This window comes from Paenarthrobacter sp. Z7-10, from assembly GCF_026932795.1.
Lineage (GTDB): Bacteria > Actinomycetota > Actinomycetes > Actinomycetales > Micrococcaceae > Arthrobacter_M.
Genome location: NZ_JADPVH010000009.1, coordinates 46515 through 67450, shown reverse-complemented (window position 1 = coordinate 67450; position 20936 = coordinate 46515). Strand labels below are relative to the sequence as shown.

General features: G+C 63.8%; 15 protein-coding genes and 1 pseudogene. 15 read left to right on the top strand and 1 reads right to left on the bottom strand.

The window, feature by feature from the left end; translation table 11 throughout:
- Window positions 1-2 precede the first annotated feature (2 nt).
- Window positions 3-1358: an ABC transporter substrate-binding protein gene (locus IV498_RS04535; RefSeq protein ID WP_269045373.1), complete on the bottom strand. Its 1356-nt coding sequence runs from the start codon at window positions 1356-1358 to the stop codon at window positions 3-5.
- Between the two features lie 202 nt (window positions 1359-1560).
- On the opposite strand from IV498_RS04535, the gene IV498_RS04530 reads away from it, so the two are divergent.
- The 15 genes and pseudogenes from IV498_RS04530 (at window position 1561) to IV498_RS04460 (ending at window position 20911) form a co-directional block, all read left to right on the top strand.
- Window positions 1561-2601, top strand: coding sequence for a LacI family DNA-binding transcriptional regulator (locus IV498_RS04530; protein ID WP_269045372.1), 1041 nt, complete (start codon window positions 1561-1563; stop codon window positions 2599-2601).
- Between the two features lie 280 nt (window positions 2602-2881).
- A complete protein-coding gene (locus IV498_RS04525) occupies window positions 2882-3730 on the top strand; it encodes a sugar phosphate isomerase/epimerase family protein (RefSeq protein ID WP_269045371.1) in 849 nt (282 codons plus the stop codon).
- Window positions 3727-4851: a Gfo/Idh/MocA family protein gene (locus IV498_RS04520; RefSeq protein WP_269045370.1), complete on the top strand. Its 1125-nt coding sequence runs from the start codon at window positions 3727-3729 to the stop codon at window positions 4849-4851. Before IV498_RS04525 ends, IV498_RS04520 begins: the two co-directional genes overlap by 4 nt.
- The gene (locus tag IV498_RS04515; RefSeq protein ID WP_269045369.1) at window positions 4848-5759 is read left to right on the top strand and encodes a sugar phosphate isomerase/epimerase family protein; all 912 of its coding nucleotides are present in this window, start codon (window positions 4848-4850) and stop codon (window positions 5757-5759) included. Before IV498_RS04520 ends, IV498_RS04515 begins: the two co-directional genes overlap by 4 nt.
- Window positions 5760-5775: 16 nt before the next feature.
- Window positions 5776-6783 carry a Gfo/Idh/MocA family protein gene (locus IV498_RS04510; RefSeq protein ID WP_330059157.1) on the top strand — a complete coding sequence of 336 codons (1008 nt, stop codon included), beginning with the start codon at window positions 5776-5778 and terminating at the stop codon, window positions 6781-6783.
- A gap of 249 nt (window positions 6784-7032) precedes the next feature.
- Window positions 7033-8094: a LacI family DNA-binding transcriptional regulator gene (locus IV498_RS04505; RefSeq protein ID WP_269045368.1), complete on the top strand. Its 1062-nt coding sequence runs from the start codon at window positions 7033-7035 to the stop codon at window positions 8092-8094.
- Between the two features lie 92 nt (window positions 8095-8186).
- Window positions 8187-9683, top strand: a complete 1497-nt coding sequence (gene uxaC / locus IV498_RS04500) for a glucuronate isomerase (protein WP_269045367.1) — start codon at window positions 8187-8189, stop codon at window positions 9681-9683.
- Complete coding sequence (locus IV498_RS04495) at window positions 9680-11293, top strand: mannitol dehydrogenase family protein (protein ID WP_269045366.1); 1614 nt, start codon at window positions 9680-9682, stop codon at window positions 11291-11293. The genes uxaC and IV498_RS04495 overlap by 4 nt, the downstream gene beginning before the upstream one ends.
- A gap of 479 nt (window positions 11294-11772) precedes the next feature.
- The gene (locus tag IV498_RS04490; protein WP_269045365.1) at window positions 11773-12192 is read left to right on the top strand and encodes an MFS transporter; all 420 of its coding nucleotides are present in this window, start codon (window positions 11773-11775) and stop codon (window positions 12190-12192) included.
- Window positions 12089-13261 carry a glycoside-pentoside-hexuronide (GPH):cation symporter gene (locus IV498_RS04485; RefSeq protein ID WP_269045364.1) on the top strand — a complete coding sequence of 391 codons (1173 nt, stop codon included), beginning with the start codon at window positions 12089-12091 and terminating at the stop codon, window positions 13259-13261. The genes IV498_RS04490 and IV498_RS04485 overlap by 104 nt, the downstream gene beginning before the upstream one ends.
- A gap of 51 nt (window positions 13262-13312) precedes the next feature.
- The gene (gene manD, locus IV498_RS04480) at window positions 13313-14542 is read left to right on the top strand and encodes a D-mannonate dehydratase ManD (protein WP_269045363.1); all 1230 of its coding nucleotides are present in this window, start codon (window positions 13313-13315) and stop codon (window positions 14540-14542) included.
- 11 nt (window positions 14543-14553) lie between these two features.
- The gene (locus tag IV498_RS04475; RefSeq protein WP_269045387.1) at window positions 14554-16869 is read left to right on the top strand and encodes a gluconokinase, GntK/IdnK-type; all 2316 of its coding nucleotides are present in this window, start codon (window positions 14554-14556) and stop codon (window positions 16867-16869) included.
- 297 nt (window positions 16870-17166) lie between these two features.
- Window positions 17167-18486 (top strand): annotated as a pseudogene (locus IV498_RS04470) (hemolysin family protein); the annotation flags it as partial.
- A 287-nt stretch (window positions 18487-18773) separates the two neighbouring features.
- Window positions 18774-19844 (top strand): hemolysin family protein, encoded by a 1071-nt coding sequence (locus IV498_RS04465; RefSeq protein WP_269045362.1) that lies wholly within the window; start codon window positions 18774-18776, stop codon window positions 19842-19844.
- Window positions 19845-19945: 101 nt separating this feature from the next.
- The gene (locus IV498_RS04460) at window positions 19946-20911 is read left to right on the top strand and encodes a metal ABC transporter solute-binding protein, Zn/Mn family (RefSeq protein ID WP_269045361.1); all 966 of its coding nucleotides are present in this window, start codon (window positions 19946-19948) and stop codon (window positions 20909-20911) included.
- Window positions 20912-20936: the final 25 nt, after the last annotated feature.

The following is a 20936-nucleotide window of genomic DNA, read 5'->3' as shown; positions in this document are numbered from 1 at the left end:
TGCTACTTGGCGCGGTCCAGGGAGGTCTGCGACTTAGCTTGGGCATCTTGGAGCCGTTTGGAGAGGTCCGCATCGCTGACGCCTCCGGAGGCAAGGTCGGGAATGCTTTGGACGGCAATGTTGACCAGCGCCAGCTGCACGTCGCCCCAGGCACCGCTGAAGGGTGTCGCAACCGACTTCGATGCAGCTTCCAGCGCGGGAGCAAGCACCGGATCTGACTGCAGCGCCTTGGCCGCCTCGGCATTGGCCGGCAGCTCGCCGAATGTCTTGTAGTAGTCGGCCTGTACAGCCGTGTCTGTGATCATTTTGACGAAGGCAAACGCCAGGTCCTTTTGCTTGGAGTAGTCCGCAATGACCAAGTTGTCGCCGGAAAGGATGCTCGCTGCCTCCACGCCGCCCTCAGGACGGGTGGTGGCTCCGGGAGGAACCATGGGCATCAGCGCGTACTTGTACTTGCCCTTGACCGCCGACTTCTCCAACGTCGGTATGCTCAGCGGCGAGGTCATCGGGAAGTAGGCGGCCTTGCCATCGGCGAAGGCGGCCAGCGCCTGGGAATTGCTCCAGCCAATCGACGCCGGATCCACCACATGGTCCTTCGTCAGCCAGCCGAAGTAGGTTTCATATGCGGTTTTGACTGTGGGATCGGCGATCTTGGCGCTTTTACCGTCAATGAGCTTGTTACCGGCCTGGATGGACATGCCCCAGATGAACTTCCAGGGGTCGAAATTATCCTTGTAGGCTATCGCCAGCCCGTACTGATCACCTGAGGTGAGTTTGCGGGCCTGGGCGCCGAGGTCGTCCCAGGTGGTGGCCGGTTTATCGATGCCCGCTTTCTTCAGCAGCTCCGTGTTGTAGGCCATCACGAAGGGCCGGCTGACAAACGGGATCCCTATCTGGTTGCTGTCATCCGGGCCCGAGATCCCCAGCGCGGCAGGGACGAATTTATCTTTCCCGCCCAGCATGTTCCACTCGGCGTCGCCGAGTTTGACGAAGGCGGATGTTGAATAGGCAGTCGGCGTGAACGTTGTGCCCAAGCCATAGACGTCGGGGCCTTGGCCAGACACAACCGACGTCTGAATGCGGGTCATCTCATCGTTGGCTGAGGGAAAGGTTTCCCATTGGATGCCCGCACCTGTCTGCTGCTTGAACTTCTCGCCCATTTGCTTGAACCAGGTCTGCTGCTCCTGCGGATACTGCGACTTAACGCTCATCAGCACCACCAGGGTTTTCCCGGCGCCATCCACTTTCCCGCCGCTGCTGGTGGAGCTGGTCTTGGCGCCGCCACAGGCGGCCAGCGCCAACGCGAGTACTCCCGTCCCGCCGACGCCGGCGAGAAATTTCTTCCGTGTCAATTCCATCGTGTTCCTCCTCGAACATCGTGACCTTCACCTGGCCCTACAGACGTGATCGATACCACATCGCCGAGCTGACGAGCCCGACTCTACCGAGGCGGCAAATTGTGTGCAATGAGTTGCCAAATATTTGCCAAAGGTGTCTGATAAAGATCTGTTCGAGGTCCGTCGGGGAAGCCGCGGGCGTCACCGAAAGCGGGGAGCAAGCGTGTCAGAGCGGCAAAGCGGGGCCCGGGCCACCATCCATGACGTTGCGGCGCGGGCCGGTGTGGCCACATCGACGGTGTCCCGGGCATTGTCAGATCCGGGTCGAATCAGCGCCAGGACCAGGAATCTGGTGCTGCAGGCCGCGGAGGCGTTGGACTACGTGCCAAATTCAGGCCGGCGTCCCGGGGTCGCCGCCCGAACCCGAGCGGTGGCCTTGCTGGTTCCGGACATTACGAACCCGTTTTACTTCGACATCATCCACGGCGCCCAGGAGCAGCTCAAAGCAGCCGGATACACCCAGCTGCTGGTCGATACGGAGGAATCCGCCGACGTGGAAATGGTTGCGCTGGAACGAGCGATGACGACGGCGGACGGCGTCATCCTGGCGGCTTCCCGGCTGCCGGAGACAGTCCTGGCCGGCGCCGTTCACCGCATACCGCTGGTGACCATCAACCGCAATGATTCGGTGGTTCCCACCGTGCTCATCGACACCACCATGGGGGTACAGCAGGCGGTGGAACATCTCGTCTCGCTCGGTCACCGCAGGATTGCCTTTGTCTCCGGTCCGGCGAAGTCCTGGACCAATCAGTGGCGTTGGCAGGCCTTCGAGGCCGCCGCCTCCCGCCACGGCGTTGAGGCGCTGCGAATCGGACCATATGCGCCCAAACCCACTTCCGGGGCCGCCGCCGCGGATGCGGTGCTGATCAGTGCCGCCACAGCTTGCATCGCCTTCAACGATCTGCTGGCCATTGGCATGCTGCAGCGGTTCAATGCCAGGGGAGTTCGAGTTCCCGGTGATTTCAGCATCGTGGGCTGTGATGACATCTTCGGCGCCGACTTCTGCAATCCTCCGCTGACCACCATCACCGCGCCGATTGAACAGGCGGGCAGGGTGGCGACGAGCATGCTGCTGGCCGCGCTGAGGACGGGCCAGCCGGCGATGCATCAGCCCGGTGGCAAACACCCCGGGGTGCATCAGGTGACGAGGCTGCCCACGCATCTGACCATCCGTGATTCAACCGGCCCCGCTCCATCTGAGTAACAGCAGATGCACTCATACTGGCTTTTGAGTGCATCTGCTGTTACTTAGATGAGAAGGGGTGGGGCGCAGGAGGCAGGGAGCGGCCGCCGGCGCCGCAGTTCCTGCCCCAGTGTCCCGCACGCGGGAGATCCTGGCATTCGAGTGGCAATCGGTTGTCAAACGGCGGTGCGGCCGATAGACTTCCAGCCAGATGGCCGGGCGCCACCTCCACCGTGCGAGCTGCACCGTGGAGAAACAGGTCCGTCCCGGCGGCAGGTTCGAGGCGAACTGGAGAAAATGAATGAACACCGATGATGCACTCAACTGGACGCTCTCCGGGTTTGGCGACGAAATCGACCCCAACCCCGATCTGCAGGCCTCCGTGCTGCTCGCCCTGGGCGCGCGCCATATCGAGGTGCGCAGCGCGTGGGGCGTCAATGTCGTTGATCTGGAACCGGATCAGACGGCCGCGCTCAAGAAGACCCTGGATACGAGGGGGGTAATGGTTTCAGCGGTTGCCTCGCCCATCGGCAAGGTGGACGTGGCGCTGGACGCTGATCTCGAATTGGAGCGGTTGCGCCGGGTGATCGGCGTGGCCAACGTGCTGGAGACGAAGTATGTCCGGGTCTTTTCCTTCTACCGCGCCGACGGAGTCCCGGTCGAAGACACCCGCGACGACGTGCTGTCCCGGATGCGGCTGCTGGCCGATGAGGCCGAGCGCTCCGGCGTGGTGCTGCTGCATGAAAATGAAAAAGACATCTACGGAGACACCCCGGAGCGGGTCCTGGACATCGTCGAGTCGGTCGGCTCGCCGGCGCTGAAAGTTGCCTGGGACTCGGCCAACTTTGTCCAAGTGGGGGTGCGTCCGTTCAGCGCCGGCTACGCCATGCTGCGCCCGCACCTGGAATACCTGCAGGTCAAGGATGCGCTGCTTGCCACCGGCGAGGTGGTGCCGGCCGGACACGGCGATGGAGAACTGCTGGAAACGCTGACGGCCTTGCGCGACGACGGCTACCGCGGGTTCGCGTCGCTGGAACCGCACCTTGCCGACACCCATGCGCTTGGCGGCTTTTCCGGCCCGGTGGCCTTCGGCCAGGCCGCCCGAGCCTTTGCTGCCCTGGCCACAACGATAGGAGTCACCCTCTCATGAGCATCCCCAATAAGGTCCGTTTCGCCCTGGTGGGCGCCGGCATCATCGGCAACCAGCACGGAACCGTCATGCGCGAACTCGCCGACGAGCTGGACCTGGTCGCCGTCGTCGACCTGGACCGTGCCAAGGCCGACAAGATCGCCGCCCAATACGGCGGGACCGTCTATACCTCGCTGCCCGAGGCGTTGGCCGGGACCGACTTCGACGCCGTCGCCGTCTGCACCCCGACCGGGGCGCATGCCGAGGTGGCCATCGAGGCGCTGCACAGCGGCAAGCACGTGATCATCGAAAAGCCGGCCGAGGTCACGCTGGCTAAGACGGACGAGATCATTGCCGCTCAGCAGCAGGCCGGCACACTGGTCACCGTCATTTCGCAGCACCGCTTCGATCCCTCCACCGAGATTGTGCTGGAGGCCATCCGGAAGGGCGAGCTGGGCCGGCTGACATCCGGTATTGCCTCGATCGATTGGTGGCGGGGACAGACCTACTACGATTCGGGCGATTGGCGCGGCACCTGGGCGCTGGACGGCGGCGGGGCGCTGATGAACCAGGGGGTCCACACCGTGGACCTGCTCGTCGCCGCGCTGGGGAACCCGGTGGAGGTCTTTGCCTACACCGCCACTTTGGCGCATGAACGCATCGAGGTGGAGGATGTCGCCGTCGGCGTGGTGAAGTTTGAAAGCGGCGCCCTGGGCGTGCTGCACGGCTCGACGGCGGCGTTCCCTGGCCTCAGCGCGCGGCTGCAGGTGCACGGGGACAAGGGCTCGGCCGTCATCGACAATGACAAGCTGACCTACATCCACACCACGCCGCAAGGGACCGAGAGTACGGAAGCGTTCTTCGGTTCCTCCGGCCCGAGCAACCAACTGGATCAGTACGACCTGGGGAACGATCGGGCCGCCGCCGCCGGCGCCAATCCCGGCCAGCTCTCGGACGCGCACCGCCACCAATATCTCAACTTCCTGGCCGCGCTGCGCGGCGACGAGGAAATCCGGGTTGGCCTGGCCGAAAATCGGCGGTCCGTCAGCGTCATCCTGGCGGCCTACGAATCGGCCCGAACCGGCCAGCCGGTAAGCCTGCGCCAAAGCGGGACTGCACAACCAAAGGACCAGACATCATGAACGAGGCAACGCAGGCACGCACACCGAAGGTGGCGGCCAATCCCATTCCGTACTGGTCCAGAGGTGGTAAAACGGACAAGTCCAAGGCGGTCTTTGAGACGGCTTTTAGGGACTTCCAGGAGATCGGATTCACCGCGGTCAAGGCCGATGTTCCGGACGGCATGTCTGCTGCGGATTACGCCGGCTGGATCGCCGGTTACGGCCTCGCCCCCGCGCTGAGCCTGTTCAATTCGCCCTTTGACGAAACAATCCGGATCGCGGATGAAGTGGAAAGGGCCAAGGCTTTTGCGCCAGACCAGCTGGCGCTGGGACTGGACCGGACGATGGTTTCCTCGATGTCGCTGCCCGCCAGGCTGGCACAGCCCGCCGTCGGGGCGGACTTCAGCGAAGACCGGCTGCGGCTGGCCATCGAGAATGTGGGCATTGTCTGCCAGGCGCTGCAGTCCGAGGGGCTGCGGCCGCTGCATCATTCCCACATCGGCGGTGTCTTTGAAACGGAAGCGGAAATCACCGCGCTGCTGGACACCCTCGGCCCAGACGTGATCGGCTTTGGTCCCGATACGGGCCACCTGCGCTGGGCCGGCATGGATCCAGCCGCGATGATCCGCCGCTACGCGGACCGGATCGGAGGGATCCACATTAAGGACGTCTTCGCCGACTATCTGGAACCGGCATCCCGTGCCGGGATGGGGTACTTTGAGGTGTCTGCCACGAAACGGCTGTGGGCGGAGCCGGGGCTGGGTGTGCTGGACTTTGACGCCGTGCTTGCCGCCATGCCGGCGACCTACGACGGCGACTACATGATCGAGGTGGATCAGCCCAGTGTTGATTCGCTGTACGAGTCGCACAAAATGTCCTTTGTCTGGGCGCAGAGTGCATTGGACCCGGAACGCCGCCCGCGTGGCTGACCGGGGCTGAGGAGGAATGATGCGCACAGCAGCGGTAATTGGCTGCGGAGATGTGTCGGCCGTTCACTTCGGCGCGATTTCAGCAAGCCCCGGAATTGAGCTGGCCGCCGTCTGCGATCCGGATCTGGACCGTCGCTCCGCCGCCGTGGCGCACCATGGCGTGGCGGCGTACGAGGACTACGAAACTTTGTTGGATGCGGTCCACCCGGACGTGGTGCACATCTGCACTCCGCACCATCAGCATGCGGCGATGGCCATTGCGGCTCTGGAGCGCGGGATCAACGTGATTCTGGAAAAACCGCTGTCCCACACCCTGGCCGGGGGAAAGCGGCTGGTCCAGGCTGCCGCCCGAAGCTCGGCCCGGATCGGGGTGTGCTTCCAAAACCGCTACAACGCACCCGTGCAGGCGATGGCGTCGCTGCTGGGCGATGGGGGACTGGGCGCGGTCACCGGTGCTGCCGGCACTGTCATGTGGTCGCGGACTCCCGCTTACTACCTGGACCGGCCATGGCGCGGTCAATGGTCCACCGGCGGTGGGGGATTGCTGATGAATCAGGCCATTCACACACTGGATCTGCTGCAGTGGCTGGTTGGGGAGGTGACAGAAGTCCGCGGACATGCGGGAACTCGTGCCCTGGCCGGCGTCATTGAAGTTGAGGACACAGCCGACCTTTCCTTAACGCATGCCAACGGGGCCCGCAGCGTTTTCTACGCAACCCTGGCCAACGCCGTCAATGCGCCGGTGACGTTGGATATATACACCGAAAAGGCGGTCCTGAACCTGCGCGGCGCGTTGACCGTGAGCTATGCCGATGGCCGGGTCGATGTGGTCCCGGAACGGGAGGCCGTTACCGACGGCCGGGCGTATTGGGGTGCCTCACATGCGCTGCTGATCCAGGATTTCTACCGAACGCTGGACGAGCCCGGTGCGTTCTGGATTTCGCCGTCGGAGGCACTGAAGTCGCTGCGGATCATTAAGGACGTCTACGCCCAGTCCTATCCGGCTGCGGTGCCGTTCGGATAGTGTCCGGCAGGGCAGGGCAGGGCAGGGCAGGGCAGGGCTGTGGGCCGTGGGCTGGAAGTTGGGAGGGGAGTGGCGCCCAACTGGGTTATGCTGGCAACCGGCTGCAAAGCCGGACCGTGGAGCCAAAAAATTGAATTGCCCGAGTCCCGGAATCATCCGAGCCCCGGAATCCAGGGTGGAGATAAGACCGGTTCGGGGGTACTTCGCCGGAGCACGGCGGTGCAACCGTCCCAAGGGAAAGAGGTTGGCGTGAGCCAGAATGCACCACAGCACGCTGAGCCCGGTGCCGAAGCCGCGCACGTGGGCCGGAGCCGGCCGTCCGGAGCACCGGCAACCATCTATGACATTGCCAAGGCCGCCGGTGTGAACGCATCCACTGTGTCGCGGGCGTTGAGCAATCCCGGCCGCGTCAGTGTTAAGACGCAGAAGAAAATCGAGGACGCGGCGGCCGAGCTGAACTACCAGGTGAATACCTTCGCCCGTGCGCTTCCCACCGGCAGGACCAATACGGTTGGCCTGATCGTCTCCGACATCACCAACCCAATGTATTTCGACGTCATCCGTGGGGCCGAAGCAGCCGCGTCGGAACGGAACTACACGCTGCTGCTGGCCGAGTCGGCGGAATCAGCGGAGACGGAACTGTTGGCTGCGAAGCGGATCATCAGCACCGTGGATGGGATCATCCTGGCCAGCCCACGGCTGTCGGATGACCAGATCCAGGAACTGGCCGGCAGGAAACCTGTGGTGGTCCTTAACCGCTCGGTGCGCGATGTGCACAGTGTGGTCGCGGAAATCCAGACCGGAGTCAGCGAAGCGGTCAGGCATTTGGCAGGGCTGGGCCACAAGAAGCTGGCCTATGTTGCCGGACCGGAACGATCATGGATGTCCGGACACCGTTGGGAAAGCATCCGTGAACGCTGTCAGTGGTCCTCACTGGAAGTGGAAAAAATCAGTTCCGGTAATCCGACCGTGGAAGGCGGCCGACAGGCCGCAGCATCGGTTCGGTCCGGCGGTGCCACGGCCGTGATTTGCTACAACGACTTGATGGCTATCGGACTGATGCGGGAGTTGCAGCTGGCCGGCGTGCAGGTTCCCGGCGATGTCAGCATTGTGGGCTTTGACAATATCTTTGGTTCTGATTTCACCACTCCGCCACTGTCGACGATCAAGTCGCCACTGCGCGACGCCGGTGCGGCGTCGCTCGCCCTGATCCTTGCCGACTTGGCTGGAACCTCGCCGCCGCCGCCCCGGGGAGGGTTGTCCACCGAATTGGTGATTCGAGGGTCCAGCGGGCCCGCACCTTCGGTTTGAGCGCCGTTGGAGCGGCCGGAAGTAACCGAACGACGGGATGGCTGAATTGGCAACCGGTTGACAAAAACCATCGGCTGTTTGACGATTAAGCTATGTCAGAGAACATTGCCGCCGAACCAGACCGGCTGCTGCCGGCCGATCCAGGCACCCGGGCCATTGCCCGGCGTCTGTTGGCTCTGGTGGAACAACTGCCCATCCTTTCGCCACATGGACATGTGGACGCGGCCATGATCCTGAGGAATACTCCCTTTCCGGATCCCGCAACGCTGCTGGTGACTCCGGATCACTACGTCACGAGGGTGATTCACGCCAGCGGAATTCCACTGCACAGTCTCGGCGTCCGAAACCCAACGTCCCTGCCTGAACCTGCTGCCGCCGGAACTGGAGCCGGAGCGATAGCCGGTGCCGGAATTGACGCGGCCCGAGCCGGCCGCGATGTCTGGCGGGCGTTCGTCAAAGCATGGCCGTTGTTCGAGGGTACGGCGTCGGGCTATTGGTTCCGGCAGGAATTTGAACATGTTTTCCGATTGGACATTTCCGCCCTCGATGCCATCACGCCGGCCGCGGACGACGGCGTTGCGGACGGGCTCTTTGACCAGCTCAGTGCCCGGCTGCGGGAGCCGGACTTCCGTCCACGGAAGCTGTTCAGCGACTTCAACATTGAGGTGCTGGCCACCACCGACGACCCGCTGGACGACCTGTCGGCCCACGCTGCCCTGGCAGCGGACCCAACCTTTCCGGGTCGGGTCCTGCCAACCTTCCGACCGGATGCTTACATTAAGTTTCATGCGGCCGGCTGGGCGGAGCGGGTGGAACGCCTGATCTCCGTGGCTGGAGATGGCCACAGCGGTTATCCCGGCTACCTGCAGGCACTGGAAAACCGGCGCCAGTACTTTGTCAATCATGGCGCCGTTTCCGCCGATCATGGATCCCGGACCGCCGGCACTCTGAAACTGCCGGCAGAGCAGGCCCAGGCCCTGTTCGATAAGGCCCGGCGAGGCGACGCAACCGCAGAGGATGCGGATGCATTTGAAGCGCACATGATGTATCAGATGGCGCGGATGTCGGTGGCGGACGGACTGGTGATGACTTTGCATCCCGGTGTTTTCCGCAACCACCACCGCCCCACCTTTGAATCGTTCGGCGCAGATACGGGGCATGACATCCCCTTTCCAGTCAGCTTCACCGAAGGGCTCCGGCCCCTGCTGGAGGACTTCGGCACGGTTCCGGGCTTCCACTTCATCCCCTTTACCGTGGACGAAACGGTATTTTCCCGGGAGATCGCGCCGCTGGCGGGCTTTTACCCCGCGGTCTACATTGGCGCGCCCTGGTGGTTCCTTGATGCCCCGGATGCCATGTTGCGCTTCCGCTCCGCGGTCACCGAGACGGCTGGCTTCTCCCGGTCCTCCGGGTTCATCGACGATACCCGGGCCTTTTGCTCCATTCCGGCCCGGCACAACACCTCCCGGCGGATCGAAGCCTCTTTCCTGGCCCGGCTGGTTGCCGAGCGCCGGATCTCCGAGACCCGGGCCGCCGACATTATTGTCGACATCGTCGACGCGGCGCCGCGGAGGGCCTTCAAACTATGAATCAGCCGCAGTTGAGCCGGGCAACCTTTGATACCCGCCCCGCGGCGCCGGTGCGGATCGTGCACCTCGGTCTAGGAGCCTTCCACCGGGCGCACCAGGCCTGGTACACCCAGCGCGCGGACCCTTCCGGGCAATGGGGTATTGCCGCCTTTACCGGAAGGCGTCCTGACGCCGCCGTGGCGCTGGCTGACCAAGACGGGCTTTACACCCTCATCGAAAGGGCTGACGACGGCGACACCTTCGAAGTCATCGCCAGCATTGTTCAGGCCCACGACGGCGCCGACGTCACCCGGCTGGCGGAGCTGGTCGCCGCACCCAGCACGGCGCTGGTGACTCTCACCATCACGGAAGCCGCCTACAATCTCGATGCACAGGGCTCGCTGGACATGGCAAATCCCGCAGTGAGGACGGATATTGAGCGTCTCGGCGTCGCATTTGCCTCTGTGGCAGAAGCCGGCCACGGTCAAAGGGTCGACGGAAGCGCGGACGGCGGTGCGGAATTCGGGCCGGGAGCCGGGCCTGAAAACGGACCGGAAAACGGTGCGGAATTCGGGCCGGGAAACAGACCCGGAGACGGAGCGGAAGGCGGGTTGGGACGCGGACCGGGAGACGGAGCGGAAGGCGGGTTGGGACGCGGACCGGGAGACGGAGCGGAAGGCGGGCCGACGACGGCGGCCGGCCGGCTGGTGTTCGCGCTGGCCGCCCGGCGGCGCTCCGAAGCAGGTCCTATTGCGGTTGTCTCCTGCGATAACCTGGCCAATAACCGTACCGCGGTCGAGGCAGCCATTCATGGTCTGGCCTTAGCGGTGGACCCGGCGCTGGCCCGTTGGATCCAGGAAAACGTGTCATTTGTGGGCACCTCCGTGGATCGGATCACCCCGCGAACAACGGCCGAAGAGATCCGCCTGGTTGCGGCGGAGACCGGCTTTCAGGACAGCTCGCCTGTGGTGACGGAGCCGTTTTCCAATTGGGTGCTGAGCGGAGAGTTCCCGGCCGGCCGGCCGGACTGGGGTGCCGCCGGAGCGGTCTTTGTGGACGATATTGAACCTTTCGAAAACCGCAAACTCTGGCTCCTCAATGGGGCGCACTCGCTCCTGGCGTACGCCGGTAGCCTGCGCGGCCACGAGACAGTGGCGCAGGCGCTGGCAGACGTTGAATGCCGGGCGTGGGTGACCGAGTTCTGGGACGAGGCAGAGGCGAATCTGCCCGACGCCGGCTTGGATATCCCGGCGTACCGCGAAGCATTGCTGAGGCGGTTCAGCAATGGCAGAATCGCGCACTATCTGGCGCAGATTGGCATGGACGGATCCAGCAAGCTGCGGATGCGTGCCATCCCGGTCCTGAAGGCGGAGCTGGCAGCGGGCAGATCGGGGACCGGGGCCGCCAGAATGATCGGTTCCTGGCTGGCCTATCTTCGGGCAAGGCACGCCACGGGTGGCCAGATTCAGGACGCTGCCGCAGGGCAGCTTGTCCAGGCCCTGAATCTGCCGGCCGGGCGGGACGCCCGTGCCCTGCTTGGGCTGCTGGATCCCGAACTGGCCGCTGACCAAAGAGTGCTGGACCTCGTGGAGTCGATGGCGGTTGGCATCAGTGCCGCGACGGCACAGTAAGACGGCACAGTAAGACGGCACAGTAAGACGGCACAGTAAGACGGCACAGTAAGACGGCACAGTAAGACGGCACAGTAAGACGGCACAGTAAGACGGCACAGTAAGACGGCACAGTAAGACGGCACAGTAAGACGGCACAGTATACAGATAGTTGGAGCGGATTTCGACCGTGACGGTCGACGCGGATTCCCTTTCGTTGACTGGGTGGAACGGTCCTGCTCGTTGACTGATTGGAACGGTTCTGCGCATTGATGGACATGAGGGGTGGGACAGATCACCGTTCTGCCCATCCATCGACCGCTTCACTGGGCAGATTGAGCAAGAAAGCGATTACATGCGTTTGGCAATCGGTTGCCAATTGTTTCCTTATCTGTTCTACTTAAGTACGTCAGCTCACATGCAGTGTCCGGAAGCAGCCACCGCACACGATGAACCAGCAGAACCTGCTCGATGATGAGCAACGGGTAAAGGAGCCCACCATGAGGACACTAAACGATTCCCGGCAGGCCATGAATGAGACGCTCAAGCCGCTGTCCAAGGTCAGTATCGTCGGCTATGGAGCGGGGGACGCAGCCAACAACTTGGCCTTCACCACGGCGACCATGTTCCTGCTGCTGTACTACACGGACGTGGCCGGGATCAGCGCCGCAGCAGCGGGCACGTTGCTGCTGGTGGTGCGGATCTTCGACGCGTTCTCCGACCTCTTCGCCGGCCGCATGGTGGACAAAACCTACAGCCGGAAATTCGGTAAATTCCGTCCCTTCAATAATGTTCGGCTCGGTTCCTCTGCTGCTGTTGAGCGCGGCCAGCTTTTCCATTCCGCAGATAGGCCAGACGGGTATGCTGCTCTGGGCCTACGTCAGCTACACGTTGCTGGGGCTGGCGTACAGCATGGTTAATATTCCCTACGGTTCGCTGGCCGGAGCCATGACACAGGTCTCCTCCGAGCGGGCCAAGCTGGCCGGTGCGCGCACCATCGGCGCCGTGACCGTCGGATCCCTTCTGGGGATCTTCATTGCACCACGGATGGTGCACGGGGTTGACCTTCAACCGCTGTTCACCACCATGACGCTCATCTTCGTGGTGATCGGCGCCGCGCTGTACCTGTTCACCGCGCTCTCCACCAGGGAACGGGTGGTCCGCGAGGTGCCCAAGGTCAGTTTCAAACAGAGCCTGGCCACGCTCAAGGGCAACAAGCCGCTACTGATGCTCTGTGTGAGCTCCTTCTTGTTCCTGACCGGGCAACTCGCCGTTGGCACAGTCCAGATTTACTACTTCCGCGACGTGCTGCACGCGCTGCCGTTGTACGCGGCGCTGTCCATCGTCAACATCGTCCTGACCTTTGGCATGGGTAGTGTGCTGTCGTTGATTGTCCGCAAGCTGGGCAAAAAGAAGACCTACGTCTACTCGGGTCTGGTCATGGTGGCGGGCGGTCTGATCGTCTTTTTCGCCCCGGCCAACGTGGTGCCGTTGGCCTTCGTCGGTGTGGTCATCACGCAGTTTGGCATCCTGATGATCAACATGCTTGTCTGGGCGCTGGAGGCGGATACCGTTGAATACGGCGAGTGGAAGACTCATGTGCGCACTGAAGGCATCACCTACGCGCTCTTCTCCTTCACGCGGAAGACCGGGCAGGCGGTGGGCGGCGCCCTGGCTGCCTATGCCTTGGCTTGGGGCGGCTACGCGGCGGGCGCCGGGGTCCAGACTGCCGAAGCCACATTGGGGATCCGCGCCGGTGCAGGCCTGCTGCCTGCCGCTTTCGGACTGCTGGCCATCGCTGTGATGCTCGCCTACCCGTTGACGGATGCTCGTCACAAGGACATCGTCGCCGAGATCACCGCCCGCCGCGCTGCGAAGTCCGCGTCAGCGCCCGTTGACGGTGATTACGCTGCCGACGATCACGGTGCCGGCGATCCATCCCGGCAGGATCTGCCTACCGCTGTGCCCAGTCCCAAAGATATGCTCTAAGCGCTTCGTGCGCCGCCCGCGCCACCGTTGGAAGGACCCGAAAGGAACACCATGAAGATCATTGCCGCCGATGTGATTGTCACCAGCCCCTCCCGGAACTTTGTCACGCTCAAGATCACCACGGATGAGGGCGTGACTGGGCTGGGGGATGCCACCCTGAACGGCCGTGAGCTCGCCGTTGCGGCGTACCTCACCGAGCACGTGGTGCCGCTGCTCATTGAGCGGGACCCACACCGCATCGAGGACACCTGGCAGTTCCTGTACCGCAGCGCGTACTGGCGCCGTGGACCCGTGACAATGGCGGCCATTGCAGCCGTGGATATGGCGTTGTGGGACATCAAGGGCAAAGTTGCGGGAATGCCCGTCTACCAGCTTCTCGGCGGCGCCTCCCGGACGGCTTTGCAAACCTACGGGCATGCATCGGGCCGGGATATCCCGGAGCTCTTTGACTCCATCCGCCAGCATCTGGAGGAGGGGTACAAGTCCATTCGGGTGCAGACATCCGTTCCGGGCATCAAGGCGCTGTATGGCGTCGCTGCGCAGGCCCAAGCCACCGGTGAGCGCTACGATTATGAACCGGCCGGCCGCGGGCCGCAGCCCGCGGAGGAGGACTGGGATACCCGCGCCTACCTGCGGCATGTGCCCACCGTCTTCGAGGCGGTCCGCAATGAATTCGGCCCAGAAATTCCGCTGCTGCACGACGGTCACCACCGGATGACGCCCATCCAGGCGGCCAAGCTCGGTAAATCGCTGGAACCGTATGACTTGTTCTGGCTGGAAGACTGCACTCCCGCGGAGAACCAGGATGCGTTCCGGTTGGTCCGCCAGCACACCACCACCCCGCTGGCCGTGGGGGAGGTCTTTAATACCGTCTTTGACTTCCAGACGCTGATCCGGGAACAGCTGATCGACTACGTGCGCGCTGCTTCCACCCACTTCGGCGGCATCTCGCCGCTGAAAAAGGTGATGGACTACGCCGCGCAGTATCAGATTAAGTCCGGCTTCCATGGCCCTACCGATGTTTCGCCGGTGGGTTTGGCCGCGCAGACCCATCTGGGTCTTGCCATCCATAACTTTGGCATCCAGGAGTACATGGAGCACAGTGAAGCCACAAACACAGTCTTTGAGCAGTCAATGACCTTCGCCGACGGCTTCCTGCACCCGGGGGACAAGCCGGGCCTGGGCATCGAGCTCAACGAGGAGGCTGCCGCCTCCTTCCCCTACCAGCAGGCCTACCTGCCCTACAATCGCCTGGCAGACGGCACGGTGCATGACTGGTGAAGGTCGTAGTGATGGGTGTTTCCGGCTGCGGAAAAACCACCATTGGCGCGCTGGTGGCTCGAGAGCTGGGCGTCCCATTCATCGACGGGGACGCGCTGCATCCGGTGGAAAATGTGGCCAAGATGGCAGCCGGCATCCCTCTGAATGACGAGGACCGCTGGCCCTGGCTTGCGCAGGTCGGGGCCGAGCTGGCGGCGGCTGACGGGGGTCGAGTAACCGATGGTGCGAGCGCTGTCGGCGGTGCCTCAGCTGCCGGCCTGGTGATCGCCTGTTCTGCGCTCAAACGCAGCTACCGGAATGCCATCCGGGCCCAGGCTCCCGATACTGCCTTCCTGCATCTGAACGGGACGAGGGCTGTCCTGGAAGCCCGGCTGGAGGGCCGGAGCGGGCACTTCATGCCGCCGGCCCTTTTGGATTCCCAGCTGGCCACGTTGGAACCGCTCGGCTCCGACGAGGCTGGCGTCGTCGTCGACATCTCGTTACCCGTGGATCAGGTGGTGGCCGCGGCCGTCGCCGGTCTGGCGGCGCTCCCGCTCCTTGCGGCCGCGCCCGCTTCAGCCACGCCCGCCCGTGGGCGGCAGGCGCCGTTCAGCGTGGACCTGACGGCGGCCCCGTTCAACCTGGACGAGGACGCCGTCGCCTGGGTGCACTCCACGATTGCCTCAATGAGCCTGGCGGAGAAAATTGGCCAGTTGTTCATCAACCACAACAACGACTTCTCCCCGGAGTACCTCGACGCCGTGCTGGAGAAGTACCACGTAGGCGGCATGCGCTACCGGCCCGGTCCCGCCAGCGCGGTCCAGGAGCACATCCGCTACGCCCAGTCCAGGACTAAGGTGCCGCTGCTGGTGGCCTCCAACCCGGAGATGGGCGGCTTCGGCAGCTGCGATGACGGCACCTTCGTGTGCACACATCTTCAGGCCGGCTCCCATCCGGACAAGAGCATCGCCCGTGACATGGGCAGGGTAGCTGGCGTGGAATGCACCGCGATCGGCTGCAACTGGGCGTTCGCACCGATTGTGGACATCCATTACAACTGGCGCAACACCGTCATCTCCACCCGGTCCTTCGGCAATAATCCGGAGCTAGTGATCGAGCGGGCCAAGGAGTACTTCGACGGGATCAGCGAGTCGGGAATGGCTTGCGCCATAAAGCACTTCCCAGGCGACGGGGTGGATGAGCGTGACCAGCATGTGGTCACCTCCTACAACACTTTGGGCTACGACGACTGGAACCGGACCTACGGGCAGGTGTACCGGGAGATGATCGGACACGGCGTCCAGTCGATCATGATCGGCCACATCGGTGCGCCGGAACTGTCCCGGCGGTTCCGCCCGGGTCTGGAAGATCAGCAGGTCATGCCGGCCACGCTCGCCCCGGAACTGCTGCAGGATCTGCTGCGCGGGGAGCTGGGCTTCAATGGGCTGATCCTCACTGATGCGTCGCAGATGGTGGGCCTGACCCAGGCCATGAAGCGACAGGACCTGGTGCCGGCGACCATTGCCGCCGGCTGCGACATGTTTTTGTTCTTCCGTAACCCGGAGGAGGACTTCGGCTACATGCTGGACGGTTACACAAGTGGTGTCATTACGGAGGAGCGACTCCACGACGCGCTGCAGCGTATCCTGGCGCTGAAGGCTTCCCTGGGGCTGCACAAAATCCCGCGCGCGGACATCGTCGCACCGGTCGAGGCGCTTGCCCTGGTGGGCAGCGAACAGCACCGTGCCGTCGCCGCTGCGATCGCGGACAAGACCGTGACCCTGATTAAGGACACAGCCGGGATCCTGCCCATTACTCCGCTGACCCATCCGCGCATCCGCCTGTACGGGATTTCGGGCGGCGCGGATTTCACCCGGTCGAATCCGCTGGCGTACTTGGACGTGGTTCGCAAGGAGTTGGAGAACGCCGGTTTCGAGGTCCATGTGTTCAGGACCGCCGCACAACGCGAGGCCGACGGCGAAAAAGACGTGAATTTCCTGTCCGTCATCTCCGAGGAAGCGACCGGAGACTATGCGCAGAAGTACGACGCGGCCTTCGTTTTTGCCAACGTCAAAGGCTTTGCCCAGGAGGCGGCCATCCGGATCAAGTGGTCCAGCCCGATGGCGGCGGAAATTCCCTGGTACGTGACCGAGGTACCCACGGTCTTCGTCTCGCTCAATCAGCCAAACCACCTGATTGACGTGCCGATGGTGAAAACGGCGATCCACGCCCATGCGGCGACACCGGAAGCCATCCGCGCTGCGATCGGGAAGATCCAAGGCACGTCGGAGTTCCACGGAACCTACAACGAGAATGTCTTCTGTGGTTCCTTCGACACCCGGCTCTAGCGCGGGCCCGGCGGGCCCGCCGTCGACCGGCTCCAGCGCGGGCCCTGCGGACGCCCGGCGTCCACCGGCGGGAACGCTGGTCCTGTAGAATAGAGCTCCTATGGACAGTAACTCTAGGGGCCGGCGCCCGGGTTCGAGCCGCAGTACCTCGAACCCCCGCAACGCCGGCAGACCCCGCACTCGTGCCCACCGTCCCTCTACTGCCACGTCGGCCGCTGCCACGGCCGACCGCCCTCCGCCTGAACGCGCGAAGATTTCCAGCGACCCAACGGGTGTTCCGCGGGCGGTGTTCCGCTGATGGAGTGGATTTTGCTGGCCGTGGGCCTGCTGCTGATCCTGGGGACAGGCTTCTTCGTCGCCGTCGAATTTTCCCTCGTTGCCCTTGACCAATCCACCGTCCAGCGGGCCATCAGCAACGGTGACACCCGTGCGGAACCGCTGCTGCGCTGCCTGAAGTCACTTTCCACTCAGCTTTCCAGCTGTCAGCTGGGCATCACGCTGACCACGCTGCTCACCGGTTTTGTGATGGAGCCGGCGCTGGGTGGACTGCTCGCTGCGCCGTTGCGGGCCGCAGGTCTGCCGGCGACGGCGGTTGAACCTGTCTCGCTGACCGCCGCCATGGTGCTGGCAACGCTTGCCTCGATGCTGATGGGTGAACTGGTCCCCAAAAACATGGCCATTTCACTGTCGCTGGAGATCGGCAAGGCGGTGGCTCGGCCGCAACTGGTCTTCACGGCCATTTTCAAGCCCGCCATTGTGGTGCTCAACGGCTTCTCCAACCGGGTACTGAACGTGTTCGGCTTGGAGGCCAAGGAGGAGATATCCGGAGCGCGCACGCCGGCCGAGCTGGCCTCGCTGGTGCGGCGCTCCGCCGCAATGGGAACTTTGGACAAGGGGACCGCGAATTTTGTGGCAAAAACGCTGAGTTTTTCAGCCCGGACAGCCGCGGACGTCATGACGCCCCGAATCCGGGTGGAAACCATAGAGTCCGAGCAATCCGTAGCCGATATTGTCGAAGCGGCCCGGCGGACGGGTTTTTCCCGCTTCCCGGTGATCGGCGAATCCCCTGATGACATCCGCGGCGTGGTGCACGTCAAAAAGGCGATTGCCGTTCCGGCCGCCAAGCGGGCCCAGCTGCAGGCGGGCGCGATCATGACCGATGTGCTGCGGGTGCCGGAAACCATTCACCTGGACTCCCTGCTGTCCGAACTGCGCGAGGGCAACCTCCAGCTGGCTGTGGTGCTGGACGAATATGGTGGAACGGCCGGTGTGACAACACTTGAGGATCTGGTCGAGGAGATTGTCGGGGAAGTCTCGGACGAGCACGACCGCACCAAGCCCGGCGTGCTGCAGAGTGCCTCCGGGGACTGGTATTTCCCCGGCCTGATGCGCCCCGACGAGGTGACGGAACAGATTCCCGGGCTGCGCGTGCCGGACGAATCCAGCTATGAGACGCTGGGCGGCTTCATCATGGCCGAACTGGGGCGCATCCCCGCGGTGGGGGACAGGGTGGCGATCGACGGCGGAGCGCTTGAAGTTGAGCGGCTGGAGGGGCGCAGGGTCGATCGGATCCGGTTCCGTCCCACCTCGGCGGCCGTCGACGGCGGCACCTCCGGCGAGGGTGGTTTCGGCGCGGGTGCCGATGTCCGTTCCGGCGAGGGTGGTTTCGGCGTAGGTGCCGATGCCCGTTCCGGCGAGGGTGGTTTCGGCGTAGGTGCCGATGCCCGTTCCGGCGAGGGTGGCTTCGGCGCGGGTGCCGACGCCCGTTCCGGCGAGGGTGGTTTCGGCGTAGGTGCCGATGCCCGTTCCGGCGAGGGTGGCTTCGGCGCGGGTGCCGACGCCCGTTCCGCCAAGGGTGGCTTCGGCGCGGGTGCCGACGCCCGTTCCAGCAAGGGTGGTGCGGTATGAGCGAGTGGGGCGGACTGGGTGCTCTGGTGCTGCTGCTGGCCGGTAATGCGTTCTTTGTGGCGGCGGAATTTTCGATCATGTCCGCCCGGCGAAGCCAGATTGAGCCGCGTGCGGAGGCTGGTTCCGCGAGGGCGAAGACCACGCTGGCAGCAATGGAAAACGTCTCGTTGATGCTTGCCTGTGCGCAGCTGGGCATCACGGTGTGTTCGCTGCTGATCCTGAACGTGGCCGAGCCGGCCATTCACCACCTATTGGGTGGTCCGCTTGCCGCGGTTGGCCTGCCGGATGAGATTGCGGCGCCCGTGACGTTCGTGGTGGCACTGCTGGCCGTCACCTTCCTGCACGTCACTTTCGGGGAAATGATCCCGAAGAACATCTCGGTTTCCATGGCGGACCGGGCCGCCCTGCTGCTGGCTCCGCCGCTGGTGTTCATCGGCAGGCTGGTCCGGCCGGTGATCCATTCACTGAACTGGCTGGCAAACGGCACGCTGCGGCTGTTGCGCGTCGAGCCTAAGGACGAGGTGTCCTCCAGCTTCACGCTGGAAGAGGTGCAGTCCATCGTGGAGGAATCCACCCGGCACGGATTGGTCTTTGATGAAACCGGTTTGATCAGCGGGGCGCTGGAATTCTCCGCGCATACGGCCGAACACATTATGGTCCCGCTGTCGGAATTGGTCACGCTGCGCACCACTGCGACTCCCGTGGAGTTTGAACAGGCCGTCCGGCGAACCGGATTCTCGCGCTTCGTGCTGGCCGATGGGGCGGGCACGCTCACCGGCTACCTGCATGTCAAGGACGTGATTTCCATTCCGCTGGACAGCTACGAAGCACCCATTGCCGAGAGCCGGGTCCGTACCCTCGCTAATCTGGCCCTCGCAGACGACGTGGAGGAAGCGCTGGCCACGATGCAGCGCACCGGCTCGCACTTGGCACGCGTCATTTCCCCGGATGGCCGCACCCAGGGCGTGCTCTTCCTCGAGGACGTCATAGAGCAATTGGTGGGCGAGATCCGGGATGCCACTCAAGCCAAGGGCGTCCGCCGGCTGGGCGAGACGGAAACTGCCTGATCGTGGGCTTGCTTGGTCCTTGCTGCGAATGATTCCTATTTGAGATATGCTGGGAAGCGATCGTTATCCTGATCCACTTCCCCACAGAGCTGGAGTCCTCAATGCGGCATCGCCGCTATTCTCCGCCGCTGCCGGTCCCTCCGGCGCTGGCCATGGCCCTGGCCATGCTGTCGGTGCTCATGCTCTCCGGCTGCGGCACCGACGCGGCACCGGGAGCGGCCGCCGGCACGCCGGCGCCGGCACGCATCAGCGTGGTTGCCTCCACCAATGTCTACGGCGACATCGCGGCGCGGATTGGCGGGGACAAGGTAACGGTGCGCTCCATCATCGACCTGCCCAGCCAGGACCCGCACTCATACCAGGCCACGGCCCAGGATAAGCTCGCCGTTTCCAAGGCTCAACTGGGGATCGAAAACGGCGGCGGCTATGATGACTTTTTCGACCAGCTCGCTGCCGGCGGCACGCTGCCTGCGGAGCGGATCCTGAATGTGGCCCGTCTTTCAGGCCTTGAAACCGACGCGACCAGGGACAGCTTCAACGAACACGTCTGGTACTTTATGCCAACTGTGGCCCGGCTGGCGGACGCAATCGCCAGCCGGCTGGGAGAGCTGGACCCGAGTTCTGCTCCTTCCTTCCGGGTTAACGCGGACGCCTTTAAGGCCTCGACCCAGCGGATCTCGGCCAAACTCGCGGCGCTGAAGGCCGCGCACGGCACAGAACCGGTGGCGATCACGGAACCGGTGCCGCTGTATCTGCTGCAGGCGGCGGGACTGGTCAATCAGACCCCGCCGGCCTACAGCCATGCCGTGGAGCAGGGCACGGACGTTCCTGCCTCGGTGCTCAAGGAGACCACCGACCTGCTCCGCAATAAAAAGGTGAAATTCCTTGCTTATAACGATCAGACCGAGGGCCCGCAGACCCGGGCCCTTCGGGACGCTGCCACAGCCGCGGGCATCCCGGTAGTCAGTTTCAGCGAGACCCTGCCGCAGGACTTGGACTACCTGGCCTGGATGAACGCCAATGCCGATCACATCGGTCAGGCGCTGACCACCTCTCCGGCACCGTAGCGGCGGCGGAACAACATGAATGGAA